20 protein-coding genes are annotated in these 22,556 nt (G+C 63.5%); 12 read left to right on the plus strand and 8 right to left on the minus strand.

What is annotated here, in order from left to right; genetic code table 11:
- Nucleotides 1-82: 82 nt before the first annotated feature.
- Entirely contained in the window at nt 83-1,339 is a 1,257-nt protein-coding gene (locus ASG62_RS07235) for an ABC transporter substrate-binding protein (protein ID WP_056692364.1), read from the minus strand.
- Nucleotides 1,340-1,410: 71 nt separating this feature from the next.
- Entirely contained in the window at nt 1,411-2,904 is a 1,494-nt protein-coding gene (locus ASG62_RS07240; protein ID WP_056692446.1) for an alpha-glucosidase/alpha-galactosidase, read from the minus strand.
- Between ASG62_RS07240 and ASG62_RS07245 the strand changes: the two genes are divergently transcribed.
- Nucleotides 2,879-3,943, plus strand: coding sequence for an AraC family transcriptional regulator (locus ASG62_RS07245; protein ID WP_244487517.1), 1,065 nt, complete (start codon nt 2,879-2,881; stop codon nt 3,941-3,943). The genes ASG62_RS07240 and ASG62_RS07245 overlap by 26 nt on opposite strands.
- Nucleotides 3,944-4,243: 300 nt before the next feature.
- Here ASG62_RS07245 and ASG62_RS07250 read toward each other — a convergent pair whose 3' ends face one another.
- Nucleotides 4,244-4,537, minus strand: coding sequence for a hypothetical protein (locus tag ASG62_RS07250; RefSeq protein WP_156382007.1), 294 nt, complete (start codon nt 4,535-4,537; stop codon nt 4,244-4,246).
- A gap of 241 nt (nt 4,538-4,778) precedes the next feature.
- Here ASG62_RS07250 and ASG62_RS25380 point away from each other — a divergent pair, with 241 nt between their 5' ends.
- Nucleotides 4,779-5,036 carry a hypothetical protein gene (locus tag ASG62_RS25380; protein ID WP_082537084.1) on the plus strand — a complete coding sequence of 86 codons (258 nt, stop codon included), beginning with the start codon at nt 4,779-4,781 and terminating at the stop codon, nt 5,034-5,036.
- A 245-nt stretch (nt 5,037-5,281) separates the two neighbouring features.
- Here ASG62_RS25380 and ASG62_RS26275 read toward each other — a convergent pair whose 3' ends face one another.
- From ASG62_RS26275 to traA, 5 genes are all read right to left on the minus strand, one after another.
- Nucleotides 5,282-5,674, minus strand: a complete 393-nt coding sequence (locus ASG62_RS26275; protein WP_156382008.1) for a hypothetical protein — start codon at nt 5,672-5,674, stop codon at nt 5,282-5,284.
- Between the two features lie 63 nt (nt 5,675-5,737).
- Nucleotides 5,738-6,484: a DUF6118 family protein gene (locus ASG62_RS07260; RefSeq protein ID WP_056692375.1), complete on the minus strand. Its 747-nt coding sequence runs from the start codon at nt 6,482-6,484 to the stop codon at nt 5,738-5,740.
- Nucleotides 6,481-6,816 carry a type II toxin-antitoxin system PemK/MazF family toxin gene (locus ASG62_RS07265; RefSeq protein ID WP_056692378.1) on the minus strand — a complete coding sequence of 112 codons (336 nt, stop codon included), beginning with the start codon at nt 6,814-6,816 and terminating at the stop codon, nt 6,481-6,483. Before ASG62_RS07265 ends, ASG62_RS07260 begins: the two co-directional genes overlap by 4 nt.
- Nucleotides 6,813-7,115, minus strand: coding sequence for a hypothetical protein (locus ASG62_RS07270; protein ID WP_056692381.1), 303 nt, complete (start codon nt 7,113-7,115; stop codon nt 6,813-6,815). Before ASG62_RS07270 ends, ASG62_RS07265 begins: the two co-directional genes overlap by 4 nt.
- A gap of 62 nt (nt 7,116-7,177) precedes the next feature.
- The gene (traA, locus tag ASG62_RS07275) at nt 7,178-10,735 is read right to left on the minus strand and encodes a Ti-type conjugative transfer relaxase TraA (RefSeq protein ID WP_056692385.1); all 3,558 of its coding nucleotides are present in this window, start codon (nt 10,733-10,735) and stop codon (nt 7,178-7,180) included.
- A 361-nt stretch (nt 10,736-11,096) separates the two neighbouring features.
- On the opposite strand from traA, the gene ASG62_RS07280 reads away from it, so the two are divergent.
- The 10 genes from ASG62_RS07280 to ASG62_RS07320 all read left to right on the plus strand — a co-directional run bounded on the left by ASG62_RS07280 (nt 11,097) and on the right by ASG62_RS07320 (nt 22,539).
- On the plus strand, nt 11,097-11,426 hold the full coding sequence (locus ASG62_RS07280; RefSeq protein WP_056692388.1) for a hypothetical protein: 330 nt from the start codon (nt 11,097-11,099) through the stop codon (nt 11,424-11,426).
- Nucleotides 11,423-13,090 (plus strand): type IV secretory system conjugative DNA transfer family protein, encoded by a 1,668-nt coding sequence (locus ASG62_RS07285; protein WP_413814185.1) that lies wholly within the window; start codon nt 11,423-11,425, stop codon nt 13,088-13,090. The genes ASG62_RS07280 and ASG62_RS07285 overlap by 4 nt, the downstream gene beginning before the upstream one ends.
- 159 nt (nt 13,091-13,249) lie before the next feature.
- Complete coding sequence (locus ASG62_RS07290; protein ID WP_200944655.1) at nt 13,250-14,074, plus strand: hypothetical protein; 825 nt, start codon at nt 13,250-13,252, stop codon at nt 14,072-14,074.
- A gap of 198 nt (nt 14,075-14,272) precedes the next feature.
- Nucleotides 14,273-15,064, plus strand: a complete 792-nt coding sequence (locus tag ASG62_RS07295) for an AraC family transcriptional regulator (RefSeq protein WP_082537085.1) — start codon at nt 14,273-14,275, stop codon at nt 15,062-15,064.
- A gap of 69 nt (nt 15,065-15,133) precedes the next feature.
- The gene (locus ASG62_RS25385) at nt 15,134-15,757 is read left to right on the plus strand and encodes a LysE family translocator (RefSeq protein ID WP_082537086.1); all 624 of its coding nucleotides are present in this window, start codon (nt 15,134-15,136) and stop codon (nt 15,755-15,757) included.
- A gap of 676 nt (nt 15,758-16,433) precedes the next feature.
- Nucleotides 16,434-16,730: a DUF1294 domain-containing protein gene (locus ASG62_RS07300; protein WP_413814186.1), complete on the plus strand. Its 297-nt coding sequence runs from the start codon at nt 16,434-16,436 to the stop codon at nt 16,728-16,730.
- Between the two features lie 119 nt (nt 16,731-16,849).
- Nucleotides 16,850-18,319: a hypothetical protein gene (locus ASG62_RS07305; protein WP_156382009.1), complete on the plus strand. Its 1,470-nt coding sequence runs from the start codon at nt 16,850-16,852 to the stop codon at nt 18,317-18,319.
- A 456-nt stretch (nt 18,320-18,775) separates the two neighbouring features.
- Nucleotides 18,776-19,681, plus strand: coding sequence for a helix-turn-helix domain-containing protein (locus ASG62_RS07310; protein WP_244488597.1), 906 nt, complete (start codon nt 18,776-18,778; stop codon nt 19,679-19,681).
- Nucleotides 19,682-19,869: 188 nt separating this feature from the next.
- Nucleotides 19,870-20,934 (plus strand): alpha/beta hydrolase family protein, encoded by a 1,065-nt coding sequence (locus ASG62_RS07315; protein WP_056692400.1) that lies wholly within the window; start codon nt 19,870-19,872, stop codon nt 20,932-20,934.
- 1,110 nt (nt 20,935-22,044) lie between these two features.
- The gene (locus ASG62_RS07320; protein ID WP_056692403.1) at nt 22,045-22,539 is read left to right on the plus strand and encodes a hypothetical protein; all 495 of its coding nucleotides are present in this window, start codon (nt 22,045-22,047) and stop codon (nt 22,537-22,539) included.
- Nucleotides 22,540-22,556: the final 17 nt, after the last annotated feature.

Consider the following 22,556-nt stretch of genomic DNA (forward strand, 5'->3'; position numbering starts at 1 on the left):
CCGGCGCTGACTTGGCAGCGCCGGAGCATCGGGCGTCCGACCGGGAGGACGACGAACGCGATGTAGCGGAGAGGGCGAAACCCTACTGGGTCGAGATCTGGCCGGACTGGCGCAGGCTCTTGTTCACGGCTTCGCCGAGGCGGGCTGCGACCCTCTCGGGCTCTTCGTTCTTCAATAGAACGCGGCCGATCGATTCCTCCATGGAACGCGTGATGGAGCCAAGCGCCACGGGAGGGAAGGAAACGCCGATCGGTGCGAGCGAGGTGAAGGGTAGACCCCAGACCTTGTCGCCGGCGACATCGCTGCGGGCGGAACTGTCGGGATACATCTTGGCCTGCACGTCCTTGTTCAGCATGAAAGAGGCAAACTTCCAGACGGCCTCCTCCTTGTCTCCCTTGTAGACGTAGATCGGCGCGATCTCGAAGAAGGTCGCGGACTTCCTCCCCGCCGGCGGTGCGGCGACGAGAACGTCCTTCATCTCCTGCGGATTCTGCTCGACGCGCGAGCGCATCCAGGAACCGTTGACGACCATCGCATACTGGCCGAGGCCAAAATTGGTGTCCTCTTCCTCCCAGCCCCAGCCGCTCGCCTGCGGCGGCACGACGCCCTCGTCGAGCATGCGACGGTAGAAGGCGAACACCTCGCTGGCGCGTGCGAGTTCGGCTGGGTCGTCCTTCCAGGTGTTGCGATACTTGCCGTCCGCCTGCGGGCGCGCGATCTCGACGTCGTTCTGGGCCAGGAACATGATCAGCTCCTGCGGCGAGCGCACGCCCCGGCCCGCGATGCCGAAGCCCGGCTTGCCCGTTTTCTCGCGGATCGCCTTTGACGCGGCGACGAGTTCCTCCCAAGTCTTCGGCGGCTCAGAGACGCCCGCCGCCTTCAGCATGTCGGCGTGGTAGAGAAGGCCGCGAAGGCCGAGATAGTTCGGCAGCGCCCTGAGTTTACCGTCGACGGACAATTGCTCGAGAGCGTTCGAATAGATCTTGTCGCGATCGGGCCAGGCCGACATCGGGCCCGACAGGTCGGCGAGCGCGTTCATCCGGTTCAACTCGCCGAACCATTCGATCAACCCCCAGGACAGGTCGGGGGCGTCGCCGGCGGAGATCGACGTGATCAGCTTGTCGTGGAGGGCATCGAAGGCGATGACCTGCGTCTTCACCTTGATGTCGGGATTGGCCGCTTCGAACTCCGCGATCGCGGCCTGCGCCGCCTTGGCATCCGACTTGCCGGGGTCCCAGGCGGTCCAGAAGTCGATGGTGACCGGCTCGGCATTGGCTGCGCCCGCCAGAAATGGCAGCGCGACGGCAGCTGCCAGAAGCGTACGGCGAAGAATGTTCATGGTGTTCTACCTCCCGAAAGAACGATGGAGACCGGTAGGACGAGCCGGCCTTGATGACGCTGGTAAGAGCCTCAGGCGACGATCTGCTCGTCGGGCGAGACGGTTTCGTTCCCCGTGCGGCGAGCGTTCCGGATCTCCTCCACCGAGCGCACCGGCAAGCGCGCGGCGCCCTCCCACTCGCGTCGTTTCACGTTCGTCGAGGCAAGGCGCGCCTTCGCGTCCTCGATCGCGCCGGCATACTGGGGAAGCCAGCGCGACTGCGCGACGAGCAGTTCGTCGACCATCTGCCAGACCTCGTCGGGCGTACAGACCGCGCCGACCAGCGGATCGTTGAGAACGGCGAGCTTGAGAAGACCGACATCGCCCGTCACCGCCGCCTTGACCGCCATGCGCTGCACGTTGATCGACGCGATGCAGGGCGCCGCGCAGCCGTCCGGCAGGGTCAGGCCCGCCACCATGTTGAGGCCGAAGCGATCCACGAAGCCCGTGCTCTCGACGATCGCGTCCTCCGGCAGATTGGTGACGAGGCCGCGATTCTTGACGTTGAAATGCCCGCGATAGACGCGTCCGGTCTCCAGCGCCTCGATGATGTAGCTGGCATGTTCGGTGGATCGGCGGGCCGGATCGATCGGCTTGTCGGAGCTTGCCAGGAATTGCGGGAACTCTTCCTCGAACCAGTTTCGCCCTTCCGTGCAGACGCGCAGATAGCCGCCGGTCTCTCCGTGGATCCAGTCGGACATGTCGATCCAGCGGCCGATCTCCTCCGGGCGTTTGCGATACCAGGGCAGATACTCCGACAGGTGGCCGTTGGATTCCGTGGAATAGACGCCGAACCGGCGAAGAACGTCGATGCGCACCTTTTCCTGCGAGGAGATCACGGGATGGCGCTCGTAGGCCGCCAGGAGTTCCTCGCCCGAGATCTTGCGCCCTTTTACGCGGACGTCGACATACCAGGTCTGGTGGTTAATGCCCGTGCAGACATATTCGAGATCGTCGGGATTCTCGACGCCGAGAACCTCGACCATCTGCTTGGCGCCATGCTGGATGCCGTGGCAGAGGCCGATCGTATCGACGCCGCCATGGTCGATCGCCGCCCATGTGTTCATCGCCATGGGATTGGCATAGTTGATGAGACGCGCGCCGGGCTCGGCGACCTCGCGGATGTCGCGGCAAAAATCTAGAACCGCGGCGATGGAGCGCTGCCCGTACATGATGCCGCCGGCGCAGAGCGTGTCGCCGACGCACTGGTCGACGCCGTAGCGCAAGGGGATGCGGATGTCCTCGGCGAAAGCCTCCAGCCCGCCGATCCGCGTGAGATTGATGACGTAGCGCGCCTGCGACAGCGCTTCGCGGCGGTCCTCGGTCGCCGTGATCGTCGTCGGCAGCCCGTTGGCGGCGACCATCCGCTCCAAGAGCTCGCGCACCATCGACAGATTGTGGGCGTTGATGTCCGTCAAGGCGACCTCGGCGCCTTGCAGTTCCGGCACGCAAAGAATGTCCCGCACGAGGGTACGGGTAAATCCGACGCTACCAGCGCCAATGATCGCGATCTTCAGTCTGTTCATGCTCATCCCCATCGCTGGCGCTCCTGTCGTGCAGGGACGCCGCATCCGAGACGTTATCCGCTCGCCTCAACGCTATCTGAACGGTTATGAGAGACAGCAAGATCGAAGAATAGAGGAGGTCCGTGCTCTCATGGGTAATTCTGTGCTAGATGCGCTCGTTGCCACGGGACCCTTCCGGCAAACCCTCTCCTTTCCCAGGCGACGCGATGGCTTCCACATCATGGCGACGAGCGCCGGTTATGAAGTCGCGAGCGGACCGAGCTATGATTGGAACGGCCGTACCCGGGGGCACACACCATTCTCGATCCTCCAGCACACGGTATCAGGGGCAGGGCGGCTGCGTTACGAGCGAATGGACCATCGGATCTCGGATGGGGAAACCATGCTGGTCTCCATTCCACACGCCCACCGCTATTGGCTGGAGGCCGGCGAAAGCTGGAGCTTCTTCTGGATCGCGATGAGCGGACAAGAGGCGCTGCGCTTGCATCGGACGATTCTCGCTGCGGCCGGGCCGGTCTTTCGGCTACGCGAGGCGACTGTCGCGACTCTCGCCGGAGCCTGCCGAGAGCTTTGCCGTCCCGACATCTCGGCAGGACAGGCATCCAGCGAGGCCTACAAGGTGACGATGGCCCTGCACGACGACCTGATGAGCCGCATCGATACGGGACCGGGAAATCCGGTCGCGCATCTTGCCATCGACCGTGCGGTCGCCCACGTCCGGGCCCGTCTCGAAACGCCGCTCGACGTCCCCTCCCTGGCGACCGTCGCGGGCATGAGCCGCGCGCATTTCGTACGCCTTTTCAAGCGCTTCGAAGGCATCGCGCCATCAGAATTCGTCCTGCGCGAGCGGATGAATCGCGCGACGCGCCTTCTCGTCAAAGGGCAGCTCAGCATCAAGGAAATCGCGGACGCCTGCGGCTTCGAGGACCCCAACTACTTCGCCAAGGTCTTCCGCCGCACCTACGCCATCAGCCCATCCGAGTTTCGAAGCACCGGCATGTACTCGGCGAACACCGCGCGGACTACGCCAATTCCATGAACCACGAGCGACTTCATCCCTAGCGCTGGCCGCTACCACTATGACATCTTGGAGAGCCCGTGGACAAGTTGGCTAGACGCCCGCGGTGAGAATTTGAAAGCTTAGCACCTCATTCAATATCTGAGATCATTGTTAGTTCGACGGGCTTCAGCGCGTGAGACAAAGCATCCAACGCCCGTCCGCCCCACCTTAACCCGTTTCCCAATCGAAATATTCGATAAAGGACATTATCATATATAAGATCGAGAGAGCATTTCCCGCTCATATGTACCCGCGTGGTGCACACGCCAATTCTGAGCGTTAGAGGTTCGGGACGGAAGTGATGACGCCTCTGACGACCTCTTCGTCTTCCACCAGGATTTTGCACACGGCTTCAAACCTCTCGCCAGGCCAATGCCGTTCTCGCAGCAAGCTTTCTGCCTGCGGGATCTCTTTGCCAGTCGGAGGACGGCAAAAGGCCCACGTGTCCTTTAGATAAAAGGGTACGTCCTGCGGAAAGCCAATGTAGCGCCGGGTTTCTTGATCGTTCGGCACGTCGATCAGGATTCCTCGAAGCCCGTTTTGGTAGGAGATCGAGAAGGCACCTTCCGGCATAGCGGGCCTTGTATGATATCCTGCCCTGTAGGCATCGTACGCGAGATAACAGCCTCCAGCGAGGACAACCGCGAGCACCATTCGCTTCACCATTGCCAAACGCACGCTCCTAAAAATGGCTATGTTTTTGCGTTGAGTCGCATGTGAGACAAAGCTGATTAGCGATAGTGATCCACACGAGTGCAAATGCGGTTATTCTCTGGCGGCGCTATACCCTGAACTGATCTGGGAAGATGCAGCGATGCTGAAAACCGACACCCGCCAAGCAAACTGGCGTCGTGCCAATCCAGGAAAGTATGATGCTCACCTTGCGGTGCAACGAGCCGTGAAGGCAGGCCAGCTGAAAAAGCAGACGTGTGAGGTCTGTGGGGGCAACGCTGTCGATGCCCATCATGACCAGTACGACGAGCCTTTGAAAGTGCGGTGGTTATGCCGGCGACATCACGCAAGGCTTCATCACTACGGGGAAGACATGTTTCCAATCAGGAGTGCCCTTTAGAAGCTTGTCGGACTGCTCTTTGGCAGTTCGATACAGGAACTGATACAAGCCGTGTCTACAGAGATAAGCGATCGAACATTGACAGGGACGCGCTACTGAGCTATATGCAGATCACGTGTTTTCGAGGTGGGAACGGCTTCCCCACGCGCCATTTGCAAGAATGGTCAGTAGTCGAAAGACCAAGAGATGCGGACGTTAGCGCCCGCCGAAAACAATCAAAAGGCCCCGCTTTTAAGCGGGGCTTTTTATTTTGCAGCAATGATGAATTTCTTTCGTATACGGCGCTCAAGCTTATCCCGTGCAATCGGATAGGTCGACTTCACGATGTAAGTCCCGGCTGGCGTCAATTCGAGATGGACAGCTACCAAGATAATGACCTTGTCCATCACATGCTCGTAGATCAATTCGACGCCGACGCCCTTGTGTTGGGGCGCTTGGCCGACATGCGTGGGTGTTTGTACTGCACGATCCAGATAGCGCAGGCAAAGGGCGAACTCCTGAGCGTGTCCTTTGATGGCATGCTTCTGAGCGGCAACGGTGAAAATCACATCGCCAGGGGCGGCGACAATTCCAAAATCTTTGAGCTTATCGACAGGCAGCGGCCCCAGATTCAAAGGCGTAAGCTTATTATATGACATGCAAGTAACTCACGATCGATTGATCTCCCACGCCAAAACCATCAAACACATCGCTTTCTCACCTTATCGTCCTACTGCCACGGTGATCATGCATGCTTGATCCTTGCCGGTTTTAGCGGCCGCTGCCTGGCACGCCGCGACTTCGGCCCGGTTCGCCCGGAAGAGCTCATCGGCAGTCACCACGCGGTCCCAGACGGCGGCGTCGTCGAACTCCATGATGCTCATACCGGCCTGCCATAGCGGCTTGGCCATGACGACGCTGGCGACATGGGGCGCAACCGGGCCTGGCAGGATTGCCGGCAGAAACAGGATCGCGAGAATGCCGGCGGCAAAGCCGGCGAGGCCGCAAACCCCAAGCCACCGGTCCTGTGTTCGCCGCTCACGGGCGCTGGCGATCTGGCTGGCCATATCGCGCGCGACCCGCTGCAGATCCCGGGCTTCGATCTGGAACTGCTGCGCGGCCGTCTTCACCAGGCTTTCGCCGCTGCGCTCGAGCGCGCGGGCATGGTGCTCGGGACCGTTTTTCAGGATCGGAGATGCCTCGACGCCCTTCAGCCGCTCCTGAACCTCTGCCAGGCCCTGGACAAGGCGGCCGAGATCGACGCTGTAGTCGGTGGGCTGCTGGAATCCCTCGATCCGGTCGAACGCCGCCTCCACGCCCTTGCGGATCGTCGTCATCTCCCGGGACAGATTGCCGGCGAGATCCTCGACCGTCTGGCGCAGCGCCTCGAAGGCCTCAGCCGGATCACCGGCGTCATCTCCGGCATCGGCAACCTGCGACTCGAACTCCGGCTCCTCGAACGGCGTCATGCGCCGCGCCCTGCAATGCCGAAGAACTGCAACACCGCGGCATCGACGCTCGCCATGGTGCCGGCATCGAGAGCGCCGAACACCGCCCCGGCCTTCGCGCGCGGCACGGTGATCGCGCGATCGACCATCACCTGTGACGGTCTTCGCAGGCCGTTGCCCGCGTCGGGCTGTACCGTGATACGGATCAGATGGTCCTCGTGAACCTCGCTCGTCAGTTGCAGCACCGTGACCGAGGGCAGCGCCGCGAAGGCGTCGTCCTGCACCACCAGCGCAGGGCGCGGCTTGCCATAGTCGCCGTTCACCGCGATCGTCACGAGATCGCCGCGCTTCATGCTTTCCACTCGTCCGCGAAGTGATCCTCATCGACCAGAGCGTCCAGCTCGCGAAGAGACCGCGCCTCGTCACTGTCCGGATCACGGGCACGCTCGGCGATGGCGAGGGACTGCCGCCGCGCCTCGGCCTCGAGCGCCTTGCGGTTGCGACGCTCGACATAGCCGCGCATGAACTCCCGCAGCACCTGGGCCGCCGGTCTGTCCTCGGCCTCTGTCGCTTGGGTAAAGGCGGTCTTCAAGGCCGGATCGACCCGGAAGTTGAACGTGTCCCCCTTGGGGTGCTGGCTAACGCGGGGCATGGCGTGCTCCTCCTATGATATGATGTGCGCATATTGTACGTGCAAATACTCCAGTCTACAATTCACCGCTCAAGCCCGATGCCGTGGCCCCGGCTCAGTTCGCGCTCCATCTGAAGCGCGATGCTGCGATCGGGCTGCGGCGAAGCGATCCCGAGTTCCTTCGCGCGATCGCGCACGATGGACTCAACTTGCGGGTCGCGCTCGATGGTGCCGGCGATCTGGCGCATCTGTCCCTCGACCTTGCTTCGTGCCTCCTCGTGCCGCCAACCAGGGAGGGCCTGGCGCTCCTTGTGGAGCTCCTGCCAGCAGCCGATCAGCCGATCGGCCCGCACGTTCGGATCCGCCAACGCCGCGCGCTCGCGGTCCATGCCGGCGACGATCTGACCGACCCGCTCCCGCCCGGACAGGTCCGTCAGGGCGCGGGCCGTCTCCGGGTCGTGCCGAGCGGCAGACACGATCAGCGCCGCCGCTCCGGGCCGCGCCTGGTCGAGGACGAGCCCCGCCTGATGGAGTTCCTGTCTCTGCCCTTCCAGAACGGGCAACCCGTCCCGCATCTGACGCTCGATGGCATGGTGAGCCCGTGCATAGCGATCGACGGCCTGCTCAAACCCGGACAGGGGCCTGAGCCGATCGGCTTGGCGTTGTATTGGACGATCCTGCTCGGCTCTGATGGTTTCCGGTCGTGCGACAGGTGGGGCCGGGAGCCGCAACCCGTCGAACATGCCGCGTTGGCGGACCTCGGCCGGGCGCGTCAGCTCCCGGGCCGTCTCTGCCGGTCCCGGCCCGCGAGCGGGTCCCTCGACCGCCGCGCCCCGTGACAGCTTCAGTCCGTCGAAGGCGCTGCGGCCGTGCTCCGGCTGCGGCTCCTGACGATCCCGCCGCGCCTCCTGCCGCCGATCGATGGCGAGGTCCTGGCGCGGCATCTCCACGCGCGAGGCCTCGGCACGCGGCAGCTCGATGTCGCTGCGAAGGCCGAACGCTTCCGCAATCCCCCGACGGTCGGCAAAGTCCCGGGGATAATCCAGCGTCGTTTCCTTGGCGCCCGATCGCGACAGGCGGGCCTCGAGCCCGGCCAAGGCCAACTCGTTCGCATCCCGCACCGACCAGGAATGGCGCTGCGCCTCGGTGCCGTCGAGAAGCCGCACCGTTTGCGATCCCTCATGCACCAGCCCGATCGTCGCCCCGATCGCAGGTGCCGCTTGCGCCATCGCCCGTTCGAGATCGACACCCCAGGTCGTGCGCCTCTCGCCGCCCGCGCCCTCCAGCGTGACGAAGTAGCTGCCGCGGTTGCCGGCCTGGTGCTCGTAGGGCGCCGGGCCATGCTCCACCAGTCGACCGGCTTGCCCCGCCTGCCCGAACGGCCCCGCCTGCTTGTCGATAAAGGCATCCCGCGCGGCATGAAGCTCGACCCCATCGCGATGCCGCGTCATCGCGATATAGGTGAGATGCCGGTCCATCATGCCCGACGCCAGCACGAAGCTCCGGTCGACGGTCGCACCCTGGTTCTTGTGGATCGTGGTGGCATAGCCATGGTCAACGGCCTGGTAATCTTTGACCGGCACGATGACGGTACGGGCTTCATCGGCCCGCCAATCCTTTCCGTCGAGCCGCACTTGTATGGCATTCGGCTCGACGGACTCAACCGTTCCCAGCATGCCGTTCTTCACGCCGAGTTCGCGGTTGTTCTCCAGGAACACGATGCGGTCGTCCGGCGCAAAGGCACGCGGTCCGTTGATCGTCTCGAAGATCCGCTCGCCGCCCTCCTCGCCACGCCCCAGACGATCCCTGTCCTGAAGCGCGGAGCGAATGCCCTCATTCAGCGCCTGCACGTCGACGCGCCGATGCGCCATGGCGACCCGGCTTGCCTCCGGATGCGCTTCCCGATCCGCGATGTAGCTGCGCACGATCGCCGCGCGCGCCTCGTCCTGTCCGTCCGCGAGATGGATGGCGCCATGATCCTGATAGGCGGCCAGACCCTCACCCGTTCGGTGCGTGGCGAAGGCGACGGAAGCCTCGCGCTGCCAGTCCTCGCGCTGGCGCCTGATGTCTGACAATTCGGCATGGCCGATCTGCTCTGCGATCGCCCGGAACGGAGCGCCGGCGCCGATGGCTTGCAGCTGCTCGTGATCGCCGACCAGCACGATCTTCGCGCCCTGCTGTTCGGCCTCGGCAACGAACCGCGCAAGCTGTCGGCTGCCCACCATGCCCGCCTCGTCGATCACGAAGACGGCGCTGCGATCGAGCAACCGCCGATCATTCTGCCAGCTCATCTCCCAGGAGGCGAGCGTGCGCGATGCGATGCCGGAACTCTCCTCCAGTCCCTCCGCCGCCTTACCCGACAGCGCCGCGCCGTGGACGGCATAGCCCTGCGCCTCCCACGCCTCGCGTGCCGCCGCCAGCATCGTGCTCTTGCCGGCACCGGCGTACCCCACGACAACGGTCATGCGCTCCGACCCGGTCACATGCCCGATCGCCCGCCGCTGCTCGAGCGACAGCCCGGCCAAGGCATCGCCCGAGCCTTGCCGGATCGCCGCATCCTGGCGCTCCATCGCGCGATCGACATGGCGCAGATCGACGCCGTGCGAACGCGCTTCGCTCATTCGAGCCGCCGCATCCGCCATGCCGCGCTCCAGCGACACCATCTCGTGTGTCGAATAGCGCGCCAGCGCGATCTCACCCGTCGCTCTGTCCGCCGTTTCCGGCTGAAGTTCGACCAGCGCCGGCGACGCCATCACGGTGGCGAACGCATTCCGGAAGGCCTGCGCGTCGTCGTCGATGTAGCGGTGCAGGGCGCGAGCGACATCGTGCCGATCGAATACGCTCTTTTCCCCCGTGATGATCGTCAGAACCTGTTCCGGCTTCTCCCGGATCAGGTCCGCATTGCGCCGGGCGGCATCCGCTTCCAGCCGTCCGCGTGAGACAGCCAGCCCGCGCCGCTCCATCTGCGTGGAATGCACGCCCATATGGTCGGTCGGCTCGATCTCGAGCCCGCGCTCCGCATGCGAGCGATGATCGATCCGGATCTCCAGACCCGCCCGCGCAAGATGCGCGTTGGCGGTCTGCTCCCACGATTGCCGGATATCGCGCAGCTGCATCTGCGATGTCGGCAGATCGTTCGACAGCAGCCACTTGTTCTCCCGCTCGATGAAGGTCTTGTCGCCAAGCCCCTCCTCCGTCACGCGCCGTGTCGTCATCAGGATGTGCGCGTGAATGTTGCGCACGTCGCTCGCCGAATGCGGCTGGTGCACGGCGACGTCCACCGCCGCGCCATGTCGGTTTGCCAGATCCTGGGCGAACTCCCGCACCAGCGCGATCCGCTGTTCGCCGGAGAGCTCGTGCGGCAGCGCCACCTCGAACTCCCGGGCGACGCGCGCGTCCTTGCGCTTCTCCGCCGCCTCCGCCGCATTCCACAAGGCCGAGCGATTCAAAGCCCAGGCCGCATCCACCCCGTCGGGGAGAACGATCTCTGCATGCTCGACACCTTGCTTGGCGCGATAATCGTGCACCAGTCCATCTCGCTCGTTCACGAGCATTTCCGCGGACCGATAGGCCGCGGCCGCGACGGCGCTGCGGCCACCGCTGCGGGCAATCGGCTTCATGCTGAGATGATAGATCGCCAAGCGGCAAGTCTCCAAACCGCATTCAGCGTATCAAGCCCTGAGTTGCGCAGCAACTCGTAAGTGCGCCCTTGTGCCTTCCTTCGCTGCGCTCATTCAGACACGGTAAGGCGCGCTTGTTATACGCCGGATCGCGACCTGTGACACCGAGAATGCTGACAGATGAGCAACATCGGTATGATGGACATACGAAGGAGCGGGATTTTAAGCTTCGGATCGACGAGGCGAGTGCGCAGACGCCTTGATGATGGGTGCGTGCCGCGGGGATGGGAACGCGTCAGGTCCGTCATCCGGCCTGCAGCGACTGTGTCTGACGTCTGAGGTTTTGGCGGAGCCCGGTGCTCAATCTGAATGAAGGGATGCCATGGCGCGCAAATCCATCGAACAGCGGCTCGCCGAGATCGAGAACCAGCGCAAAACCCTTAAAGCCCGGCTCGGCAAACAGGAGCGCGCTCAGGATACGCGCCGCAAGGTCCTGCTCGGCGCGCTCGTGCTGCATCGCCTGGAAAGCGCTGGCGACCCCGAGTTCACCAAGCGTCTCGGCGACTGGCTGCGCCGCGAGCTGCCGGGCTTCCTGACGCGCGACGGCGACAAGGAGCTCTTCGTCGATCTCCTGCGGCAGGACGCCGGCGCCGGGTCCGCGGCCACCGATGCAAATGCGTCCGGAAGGGAAGGATCGGAGACCGGTTCGTGAGCCATCCGGGGCGCGCCGCGGCGGCCTTCGGGGCGATGCTGCGGATCGCCTGGCAAAGACCTCTCTGGGCCCTGTTCTCGCTGATCGCTCTGCCCTTCCGCATCTGGAAGTCCGTCTTCGCCTGGCTGATCATCGTCGTCATCATCGCCTATGTCATCGGCATGGGCGGCGCCTTCGCGCTGAAGGACCATGGCTATGCGCAAGACAGCTGGCCCGCCTTCGTCCTCATCGGCGTCATGTTCGCGCTGATCGGCTTCGTCACCTATCGCTGCATCACCGATCCGATCATCCATCACTTCGGCACGAACGAGGATGGTGACACGCACGGCACCGCGCGCTTTGCCACAACTCGGGAGATCGCGCCTCTGACGCGATCGACGTCCGGGCTTCTGATCGGCCGCGAGGGACGAACGGGAAAGCTCCTGCGCTATGACGGGCCCGCCCATCTCCTGACCATGGCGCCGACGCGCACCGGCAAGGGCGTCGGCACGATCATTCCCAATCTCCTCACCGCAAACCGCTCCGTCATTTGCGTCGATCCCAAGGGCGAGAATGCCAGGATCGCAGGACGGGCCAGGGCGACGTTCGGACGGGTTTATGTGCTCGATCCCTTCGGCGTTACGGGTCAGCCCTCGGCCGCATTCAATCCGCTCGCCGATCTCGATCCTGAGGGCCTCGACGGAGCGGAGGATGCCGGAACGCTGGCCGATGCGCTCGTTCATGACGAACCCGGTCAAGCCGGCGAGGCGCACTGGAACGAGGAAGCCAGGGCGCTGATCGCCGGCATCCTCCTTCACATCGCCGCGCACGAGCCGCGTGATCGGCGGACCTTGGCGACCCTGCGCGAAGGACTGACGCTGGCACCGGAAGCCTTCTCCGCCCTTCTCAAAACCATGCAGAGCACGAGCGCCGCCGGCGGTCTGATCGCGCGCGCCGCCAATCGCCATCTCGGCAAGGCCGATCGCGAGGCCGCCGGCGTTCTCTCAGCCGCGCAGCGGCACACCCATTTCCTCGACAGTCCCCGCATGTCGGCCGTCATGGCGCGATCCGACTTCGCCTTTCGCGATCTCAAGTCCAGAACCGAAACGGTCTTTCTCGTCCTGCCGCCCGATCGCCTCTCCACCTATTCGCGCTGGCTGCGCCTGCTCGTCGCCCAAAGCCTCACCGACATGGCCCGCGATCCAACGAAGCCTCAAAGCTCCGTCCTCTACCTCCTCGACGAGTTCGCAGCGCTCGGTCACCTCGCCCCCGTGGAGCGCGCCATGGGCCTCATGGCAGGCTACGGCGTCCAGCTCTGGCCGATCCTCCAGGACATCCATCAGCTGCGCGCCACCTACGACCAGCGCGCCGGCACTTTCCTCTCCAACGCCGGCGTCCTCCAGGTCTTCGGCGTCAACGATCACGACAGCGCCAAACTCGTCTCCGATCTCCTCGGGCTGGAAACCGTCGTCTTCCAGACCATGGCCCGCGCACTCGACGCCGAACAGTCCGGCATCTCCTATGCCGAGCAGCACACCGCTCGGGCGCTGCTCACCCCCGACGAGGTTCGCAATATGCCGGCGCGCACCGAGCTGCTCTTCCTCGCAGGCCAACGCCCGATCGTCGCCACCAAGCTCGAATATCATGCCGATCGGGAGTTTCGCCGGCGGTTCGATCCGCCGTGACCGGAATAGACATGCATGAACTTGGGAGAAGACTCCCGCCTCGTCTTCGTCATTTAACACCTCATTGCCTTCACAGGCTTACCAAAGGTGTCCACCAAATTGAGGGACCATCAATCAGGCTCAAAGCTGAAATGACGTTCAAGACAATGGGAACCGCCGATGCAAAGTCAGCTCGACCGCAACGGAGATTTTTTTCTCATGCAACATTCGGCATCCGAATTCGAGAGCTTGGTCGAACGGCACCTGACTTCACTCTCTGATAGCCTCGTGCACTACCTTGCCCAAGATTACCGCGACGACACGATGGTCGTGTTTCGGGATATCCTGCCGATCGAGTTGCGACACGCGATGGAGGCTGAAGCGCGAGCTCTCTTACAGGCCGAGGCGTGCCGACGCGAACTCATCATCGAACAGAGCGGTGGTACGCCTCGTGCCTATAGCAGTGTCGGACGCGACGCGATCCGAACGAACGGCACTTACATCCCGGCCTTTTTCGACAGCGAAGCCATCCTGTCGTTCCTGAGCCACATCATTGGCGAGCCCATCTATCGCGTGCCCTACAAGCCCGAAGAATTCATCATCAACTCCCAGAGCCGGGCGGGTGATACGCACGGTTGGCACTGGGATGACTATGCTTTCGCTCTGGTATGGGTCGTTGACGAACCGGACGTGCTGAGCGGTGGTCGCGTCGAGTTCGTGCCTCGCATTCATTGGGATAAGGAGGACACCCGCTCTCACTTGCAACGCACGCTTGCATCTGAACAAATCCGTAGCGTCCATGTCCCCGCAGGCTCATGCTATCTTCTACGCGCTAAGGACGCCCTGCATCGCATCTCTCCCCTTACAAAGGAGACGCGGCGCACTGTGATCGTTTTCACATACGCGACGACTGATGAGCTATCGGACCAAACGATCTCACATGAGTCCATGGAGTCCATCTACCCAACGGACACTAACGTCGCTTCCAGCCTGGAAGCTGCCTGAGAAGCAAAGTTCCATGATGTCCGCGTTCTCGACGTATCCACTCGGCCGACAGCTTTCGACGCCGGCGGCCTGAACTCGAAAACCGGCTTTGTGGTTCGCTCCACGAAGGCTTCGGCTCGTCCAGATCGCTTCAATACGATCACCGAGGAGGGGTAGCTGAGATGCGAATGGGAACGGACGAGCTTCAATCGTCCGAGATTGGATAGTCGCAGCGTGAGGCCCTTTGCACGTCGCAAGTTCCACGGGATTGAGGTCGCCAGCCTTGATTGCGCAGGCAGTGCCTTCGCGCCCCATTTCCACGACGAATTCGTGCTGAGCGTCAACGTGTGTGGCAGCGAACGCATCCGGCTCGACCGCAAGGCGCTGGAGGCAGGTGAACGCGAGATTACTCTCTACAATCCGGCACAGGTGCAGAGTTCCCATGCCGTGAGCAGGGAATGGAGGTTCCTGAGCCTCTATGTCGACCCCTCGGTCCTGAACGAGTCTTTTGACCTTCCGCTTGAAACGGTGTTCGAACACCCTGTCCTGAAACACGAGGGCGCTGCAGCACGCATGGCCGACGCGATCCTCTATGGACTCGATCCGGACGTTCTCGCCAATGAAGCCATAGAGCGCCTGATCCAGACGTTGGACGAACTGCTAACGCTCGCAGGATCTCAGCGCGCGCCGAACCAACGACGCATTCCCGATGCCCTTTTTCGTGTGGCAGAGCGGTTGAGCGACGGCGGCGCGCCGCCGTCGCTCCAAGAACTGTCAGAGGACACCGGATTGACACCTGTTCAATTGGTGAGGGCCTTCACTCGTGCCTACGGACTTCCGCCCTTCACCTGGGCGTCGAACCAGCGCGTGAACGAGGCGCGCGTCCGAATGCTAAGAGGCGAGGCCATCGCACAGATTGCGGCCGACCTTGGCTTCGCCGACCAGGCGCATCTGACCCGACGCTTTCGTGCGACCTACGGTGTTCCACCGGGACGCTGGCGGAACAGCTGAAACCACATCCAAGACAGAAGCCGAATTCAAAGGCACAGGATCACAGTCGCACCCCAGTAGAGGCCACTCATGACCGAACTTTTCGCCTCCGCTTTTATCCTCGGCCTTCTGTTCAACGCCATACCTGGTGCGATCTTTTCAGAAAGCCTGCGGCGAGGTCTTCGAGGTGGCTTCCAGCCAGCCCTTGCCGTCCAGATCGGATCGCTTGCCGGGGACTTCGTTTGGGCTGTTCTTGGTCTTCTGGGCACGGCAGCATTGTTCACGCTTCCCTATATCGAGACGCCCCTTAGCATTACTGGTGCGGGCCTTCTCTTCTGGATTGCTTGGCAGGCGCTGCGTGACGGTCTCGGTCCCATGCCCATATTTGACTCAGCACTGCACTCTCAAGCGGGACGCTCAGCTCTAACGACAGGCGCGGCGCTGTCACTGTCCAACCCGATGAATGTCACCTACTGGGCTGGGCTCGGCGGCACCATAACCGCGCTAGGTGTAAGTAATCCCGGATGGTCCGCGTTCACCATCTTCCTGGGCGGCTTTATGGCATCGTCAGTGCTCTGGTGTTTTTTATGCGCCGGGGCGATTGCATGGACGCGCCGCTATGTCGGCTCGCGTACGTGGACCGTTCTGAACCTCGGATGCGCGATCGGACTTGGCTATTTTGCCGTACTTGTTCTACTGCGAACACTTGGATGAAATACAGTCTACCGCACTAGATGCAATGGCACGATGGGCGATGAAGGTCGGCCCCGCTGCTTGAAACAGAATTACTAGTTCTCTTTCAATTGACAATTTGAAATTGTGACCGTCGTTGTGACGATTTGAGATGGCGCGCTGTCATGTTCAGTTTCACCATGATGGATTCCAATCTGCCAAGCTCATCTGCCAAGGTTGGTCGTGCAGCGGTTGCCTCAACGGAGGGAAAGCTGGAACATTCAGGTTCCGGCTTTCCCTGGATAACATCGAACGACATCAAAATTCGGCCCATTCGTCCTTAGCAGGTGCCGCAGCTCTGGTTGCTCCGCCAGTCCCCATGCTGTCAAACGGCCTGCAAAACTGGGTCTGACTTACAACTGATGCAGTTTGCGGCGGGAATGGTAGTTTCCGTAAGGGATCGCTGCCATGTCGTGCCGCCTTTCGCTCTCAGCCATCGTTCCAACCGGACTCGCCGTCGATCATCAGGAGATCGTGGACGGGGTCGTGTCCGTCACCACCTCCGCCTCGCGGTTCCTCCCACCGCTACAGGCACAAGATGACGCCCTGACCGGTCCTCCCCCGGTGAGGGCGTTTTCGTTCGGGGATCTTGTGGTCGCTGGGAATCGACGGTTCCTATGACGATCCCACGACTGGAGGACGCATGACACGGCAGCTCATGATCTCACTGGCGGGCTATGTCCTCATCGTCAACGTCCTCGCCTATGGAGCCATGGTTCTGGATAAGGCAAAAACGCTTTTGAGCCTGGCAGAGGTCGGGGGAAGCGCTGGAGCCGTGTTGGCCCAGCAGATGGTCCGTCACAAAACGCGCAAGGAGCCGTTCCGCTCGCAGCTCATCCGCATCATCGCCCTTCAGATCGTTGCCATCATCACTTTGAGCATCGCGCTGATCGTCGCGGGATCGCCGGAGGCCTTCTGGAACGCCATCGTTTCTCTGACACGCGGCGGTTCGTAACCCTCACTGAAGAAACACCTGTCTTCGGTGGAAAGGATCCCAGCCGGACCTTTGAGCGATCAACAGGCCGCCTCGAATTTGTCATGGGCACGCCCGTTCAACAACCGAACGAGGCCTTCATGAGTGCATCCGCCTACCGCCTGACATCGCAGCGCATCGATCTCTACTGCAAGGTCCGGCTTGCCGACCTCCTGCCCCAGGACGACCTCGACCGCCTTCGCGACTACCTCGACGATTGCCTGACCCGGAACCTGTTCCCGCCCTATCGCGGCCGGGCGATCGACATCGGCCTGATCGCCGACGCCGCCGGCATCGAGCCTCACGTCCTCGCCTCGGCTCGAGCGCAGATTCAGCCCATCTGCGACGCCATCTGCCGGGCTCTGGCGGACCAGCCCCTCACCTCGCCCGCTTCCAAACAAGAACCCCGACGCCGAACACGTCCTGCCCCGAGTGCAGCCACAACAGCCGATCGCGAGCCATCGTCGGCATTGAGGGCCAAGCCCGGACCGAAGCCTCGGCCGATCGAGGAGCATCCCGAACCGCTGTGGACCGAATGGGAGGATCGCGACGATTTCGCCAGCGCGCTGGCGCTGCACATCACGCGCCACGGCGAGACCGTCGGCCGCCTCGCGCGGGCGATCACCGCCACCGGGGTCTTCCTGGACCGGATTACTCTGGACAAATGGGTGAAGGGCACCTCCTCCCCGAGCTCGCTCACCAGCCTCCAGGCCCTCGATCAAATCGAGCATCGCTATCGACTACCGGCTGGAAGCCTGCGCGCCAAACTGCCTCGATCGGGACGAGCTGCCCGCGGCAATGTCCTCGACGACATTCCCCGCCCCGAGCGGCGACGCCTGGCCTGGCATCTGCCGGAGGATTTCAGCAGGAAGCCGATCGTCGAGCAGGAGGAGATCCTCACCTGGGTCCGCACCACCATCATCAGCGGAACCACCGACTACCGCCGCTATCAGGCCGCTGCCCAGCGCCAGCGTTTTGCCGTGCGCTTCACCGGGCTCGATGGCGCCAGGCGCCGGACGAAGAGGGCGGCGGCATCGCCGAACTCCAGCCCGCTCCATCCGCGTTTTGCGCCGGCAGCCAATGCCAACGACGAGGACACCGAACCCGGCATGGTGGTGGATGCCCCCGCCCGTCTTCAGCGCGAGATGACCGATCTCCTGCGTTTCAAGACCGCGACCCTCACCGCCTTCGGCCTCCGGCGCTCCGGCGTCTGGAACCCCGAGACGGCGTCGCAGAAGGTTGAGCATTTCGGGCTGATGTTCGGGGCTTTCGCCGCATCGCCCGCCGGCGAGATCCGCGGGCATGGCGTCGAACTTTCCGCCCTCACCTTCGCCATGCTGCTCTTTCCCCGGGTCTGGGACTGGTACCTGCAATGGCGAGAGGAGCGCCGTGGCTTCTACACACGGTGGGAACTCGACCTCCTCGCCGTCGGCTTGTCCCTTCTGCAGAAGGAAACCGGCTGGATCCGGCAGATGCCGCGCCTCGGCGACCATCTCGTGCCGATCTCCGGTCTTGTCACCGAAGACGACATCGCGGTTGCCCGGGCCGACTGGAACGGGGCCAGCACATAGAACGGGCCCAGATATACGCTCTCATGACTGCCATCTGGGGTCAGCACATAGGACGGACCCAGATATACGCTAAGGGACCGCCGCAAGGAAGAAAGCTGACCGCCTGCCAGCGCGAAAGATGGGTGAATAGCGGGGCGTCCGGTTTTTTGCGACGTCGACGCGAAAGCCGACATTAGGGCATCCCAGCTCGGCCATTCCGCTCGGATGCGGGACCGCCAATCGTGATATGTCGGCTGCATGCCATCGATCCCTTTGCCGTTCGTCGTCTCGCTGGTGCTTTGTCTGGTCCTCGTCAGAATGGTCCGGCAGGACCGCGAGCGGTTTGGCCTCTTCGGCTGGCTCGTCGCGCTCTGTGCCGTGCAGGCGTTCCTGTCCGGCCTGCATTGGGGTCTCGGGTGGCAGGCGACGCGACTGACCCAGCCGGTCCTTGCAGCCCTTCTGCCGGCCTTGGCCTTCGTGGCCTTCGAGGAGCTTCGGCGCGGAACGGCAGCCAGCTTGATCGAGCATCTGCCTCATCTCCTTCCGGCGGTGGCGGTCCTTGGTCTTGCCGTATCGTGGCGATTGCCGATCGATGCCGTCCTCTTCGCAACCTACCTCGGATACGGCCTCGCCCTTCTTCGTGCGGCCCGGATGGGACCGGACGGCCTCGCGGCAACGCGACTCGGGGACGGCGTCAGCACATACAGAGCGCTTGTCGCCGTCGCCATCCTCCTGATCGTGACGGCCTTCATCGATGCGGGCGTGTCGCTCGCTCTCGTCTTCGGCGAGCCGCGGCAAGCCATGGCCGTTTTGACCGTCGCAAGCGTCCTGTGGCTGGCCGCCGCCGGATACGCCGCGACTGTCGCGGATGCCGGGCGACCAGAGACCGACCTCGTCGCGGACGGCATGGTGGCGGCCGTCGACTCGCGAGCCATCACTCCACCATCCTCTTCGCGGGACACCGACGCAGCCACCCTGCCGCCCGTCCGAGAGGAGGCGTCGGAGGAAGACGCCGCGGTCCTCCGAAGGCTCGACACGTTGATGGTGGAACAGGCCCTGTATCGCGATCCCGACCTGACCTTGGATCGCTTGGCTCGTCGCGCCGGTCTCCCATCACGAAGGATCTCGGCCGCCGTGAACCGCATCCATGGCCGCAACGTCTCGCAGGTGATCAACGAGTTCCGCGTCGATGCTGCGCGGCGGATGCTTGTATCGACCGCCGATCCGGTCACCTCGATCATGCTGGAGGTCGGCTTCGGCACGAAGTCGAACTTCCACCGCGAGTTCCAGCGTGTGACCGGGATGACACCCAGTGCCTACCGGCACTCGAGTGGCAGCGCCGACGTTGCGGAGGACGATCGCGCAAACCATCCAGTGGCCTGATCCGACGACTTTACGACTGAACCGAACCTTCGGCCGTCCTCGATCGCGATCTCGGACGTCCGGAAGCGTGTTCGAGGACGCGACCGTCGCATCGATCCGCCATCCTCCCGTTGCGACCCCATCCCGATCCGCATCGGCGCGACGGCAGGGTACGAGCAACAGCAGCATCGGAACGAAAGGGAACGGCGATGAGGGTTCGAGATCAGGTCGTGGCGGTTCTGGGGACCATCACACTCCTTGCGTTCCATTCGCCGATGGCCGCCGGCGCGGAGGCCGGGGTCGGCGTTCGACGGATAGAGGTTCCATCGCCTGAGCGCGGCCGCCCACTCGACGTCACCATCTGGTACCCGGCCGCTTCCGGCGGAAGCGAGGTCGTGCTGGGAGACACGCCGTTCTTCACGGGCACACCTGCACAGCGGGATGCGCCCGTCGCAGAAGGCCGCTTCCCGCTCGTGCTTCTGTCCCACGGGGCGGGGCTGGCGGGACAGGCCGAGATGATGAGCTGGATCGCCGCTCCCCTGGCGCAGCGAGGGTTCATCGTGGCGGCCCCGACACATCCGGGCAACGGCGGCCCGAAGCGGTCGGCTGCGGAGACCATGAAGCTCTGGCTCCGCCCGTCCGACATCTCCCGCACGCTGGATGCGATGGAGCGCGCCGAACCCTTCGTCCAGCATCAGGCGCCCAACCGGGTGGGCGTCCTCGGCCTGTCCATGGGCGGCAGCACCGCGCTGGCCTTGGCCGGAGCACGTTTCGACGCCCGGCTGCTGGCGGCGTACTGCGACGGACAGACCCGCAATCCCTCGCTCTGCGGCTGGGTGCGCCAAAGCGGCGTCGATCTGCACGCCATGGACATGCGAGCGGCCGGTCAGGACTACCGCGATGAACGCATCGGCTTCGCCATGGCGATCGATCCGGCGCCAGCGGATATTTTCGACGAGGCCTCGCTGCCGACGATCAGCATACCCATCGCTCTCGTGAACCTTGGCCACGCGGCGGAGATCCCGGCAACGGCTCAGGCTTCAACCATCGCGGACTCTATTCCGGATGCCGACTACGCCGTGATCGAGGACGCGAGCCACTTCAGCATGTTCGGCACCTGCAAGCCCGGTGCGGCACAGGTGGCTGTGGAAGAGGGCATCGACGATCCGATCTGTTCAGACGGTGCGGGGCGTTCGCGCCAAGGGATCCACACGCGCCTCGTCGACATGGCGGAAGCCGCGTTCCGACGCGAGCTGGAGGTCAACGCTCGGTGAACCTGCTCGCCTGCGGATCGCAGCCCGTCGAAGCCATCGCATTGACATCTCCGTGCGGCAACCGCCCGTCATGGCGACTTTCGGGTTACCGGCGGTGAATACGCGACCGACCTGGAAGGGTCGATATCTGCCTGTCGGAAAACACCTGTTTCCCGACAGGGCGAGCGGGGAACGACGATCCTTGCCGATCAGGTCCCGATGCCGATGCGACAAACCCTGTCGGATTGACCCCGTTCCTCTTATGTGCTGCCCCCCCGAAGGCGTCAGAATTTGCGTGACGGATCACGCCCATGGCCGGATACTGCGGTAGCTAAACGTCGTGTCCGTTCCAGTGCCTCCAAAGGGTTGGTGCCTCGTGATGAGGGCGGGTCGTAGTCGTCCTCATGGTGATGCGTCCTCGTGGTTGCTCGGTTGAGCCTTCCCGGTGCCGTGCCCGTAGGGTCGTCGCGGCCGGGGTGGTGACTGCCCGAGGGCAGCCGGTGTGATGCCTGACGGGTTGATGCCCGCCGCCTGTCTCCTGAAAGGTGCCTGGTCCAGCGCACTGTGACCGAGATGTCGCTTGTTGAATCCAACACGTGCCCGCGTGGCACGTGTCGAGCATTTATGCCGGACCGCGCCATCCTGGCTGACATGTCGGCGCCGCCGCGGCCGTGGGCGCCATTCCGCTGCGATGGTGTCAGATGGGATTTGCCCTGTCACTGTCAGCGAGGTCGCCGACAGTGACAGGGCCGCGGTCGCGCCCTGTGTCGTCCTTGCCCGTGGCGCGGACGAGTGAGAGGGGCCGTTCGCCCCTCCCACACCCACCCCCGGTGCCGAAACGCCGGCTGCGCGCCGGCACCCCGGCAGCAGGGCGCACGCCCGCCCCGCACCCTCGGCGCTGCCCGGAGCCACGGGTCTCCGGGCAGGCAGGGGCGGATGCCCCCGCACCCCCGTGAGGCTGCCAGTCGGGCCATCTTCCCTGCGCTATGGAGGGCTTCGGTCAGATAGCCCTTAGGTCGAGCGAGCGCGCAGGCGGTCGGGCCAACGGCGATGCGGCAACGCCGCCACAGTCGTGGTGCGGATCTCGCCACACGCGGTTGCTAGGACCGCGATCGTGCCGCACGCTGGGGCATGTACCGCTTACCCACCGCGCTAAAGGCCAAAGGCGACAAAGCCGAGGCTGTGTTTCGCGAGTGGCTTGACGCATCGGGCGTGCCGCATCTGTATGTTGAGCAGTCGCCGCTTACCGTGCCAGAGGCCTACAGGGGCCGCATCAAGCGGCCGGATTTCATCGTGGGCGTGCCTCAGGTCGGGCAACTGGCGTTCGATGTGAAGGCGAAATCTCTCTACGATGGCCAGCTCCTGTTTGATCCGGCCGAAGTGGAGAAGCTGACCCGGTTCGCAGGGCTGTTCCATCTCACCGTCAACTTTGCGTGCTTCGACGAGGCGACACCCGACGTGTTCTACTGGGTGCCGCTGGCCGACCTCGAACTCCGTCCGCGCGAGTTTCGCGGCAAAAACCGCGTCATCCCTTTCCCGGTCACTGACGCTTTCACGATCATGCTCGAGCATACTTTTCTGCAGGCTGTAATGCAGGTGACGGAGGAAACAATGCTGCGGAACTAGAGATAATGCATCCTATG

The organism is Aureimonas sp. Leaf427, from assembly GCF_001425485.1.
Classification (GTDB): domain Bacteria; phylum Pseudomonadota; class Alphaproteobacteria; order Rhizobiales; family Rhizobiaceae; genus Plantimonas.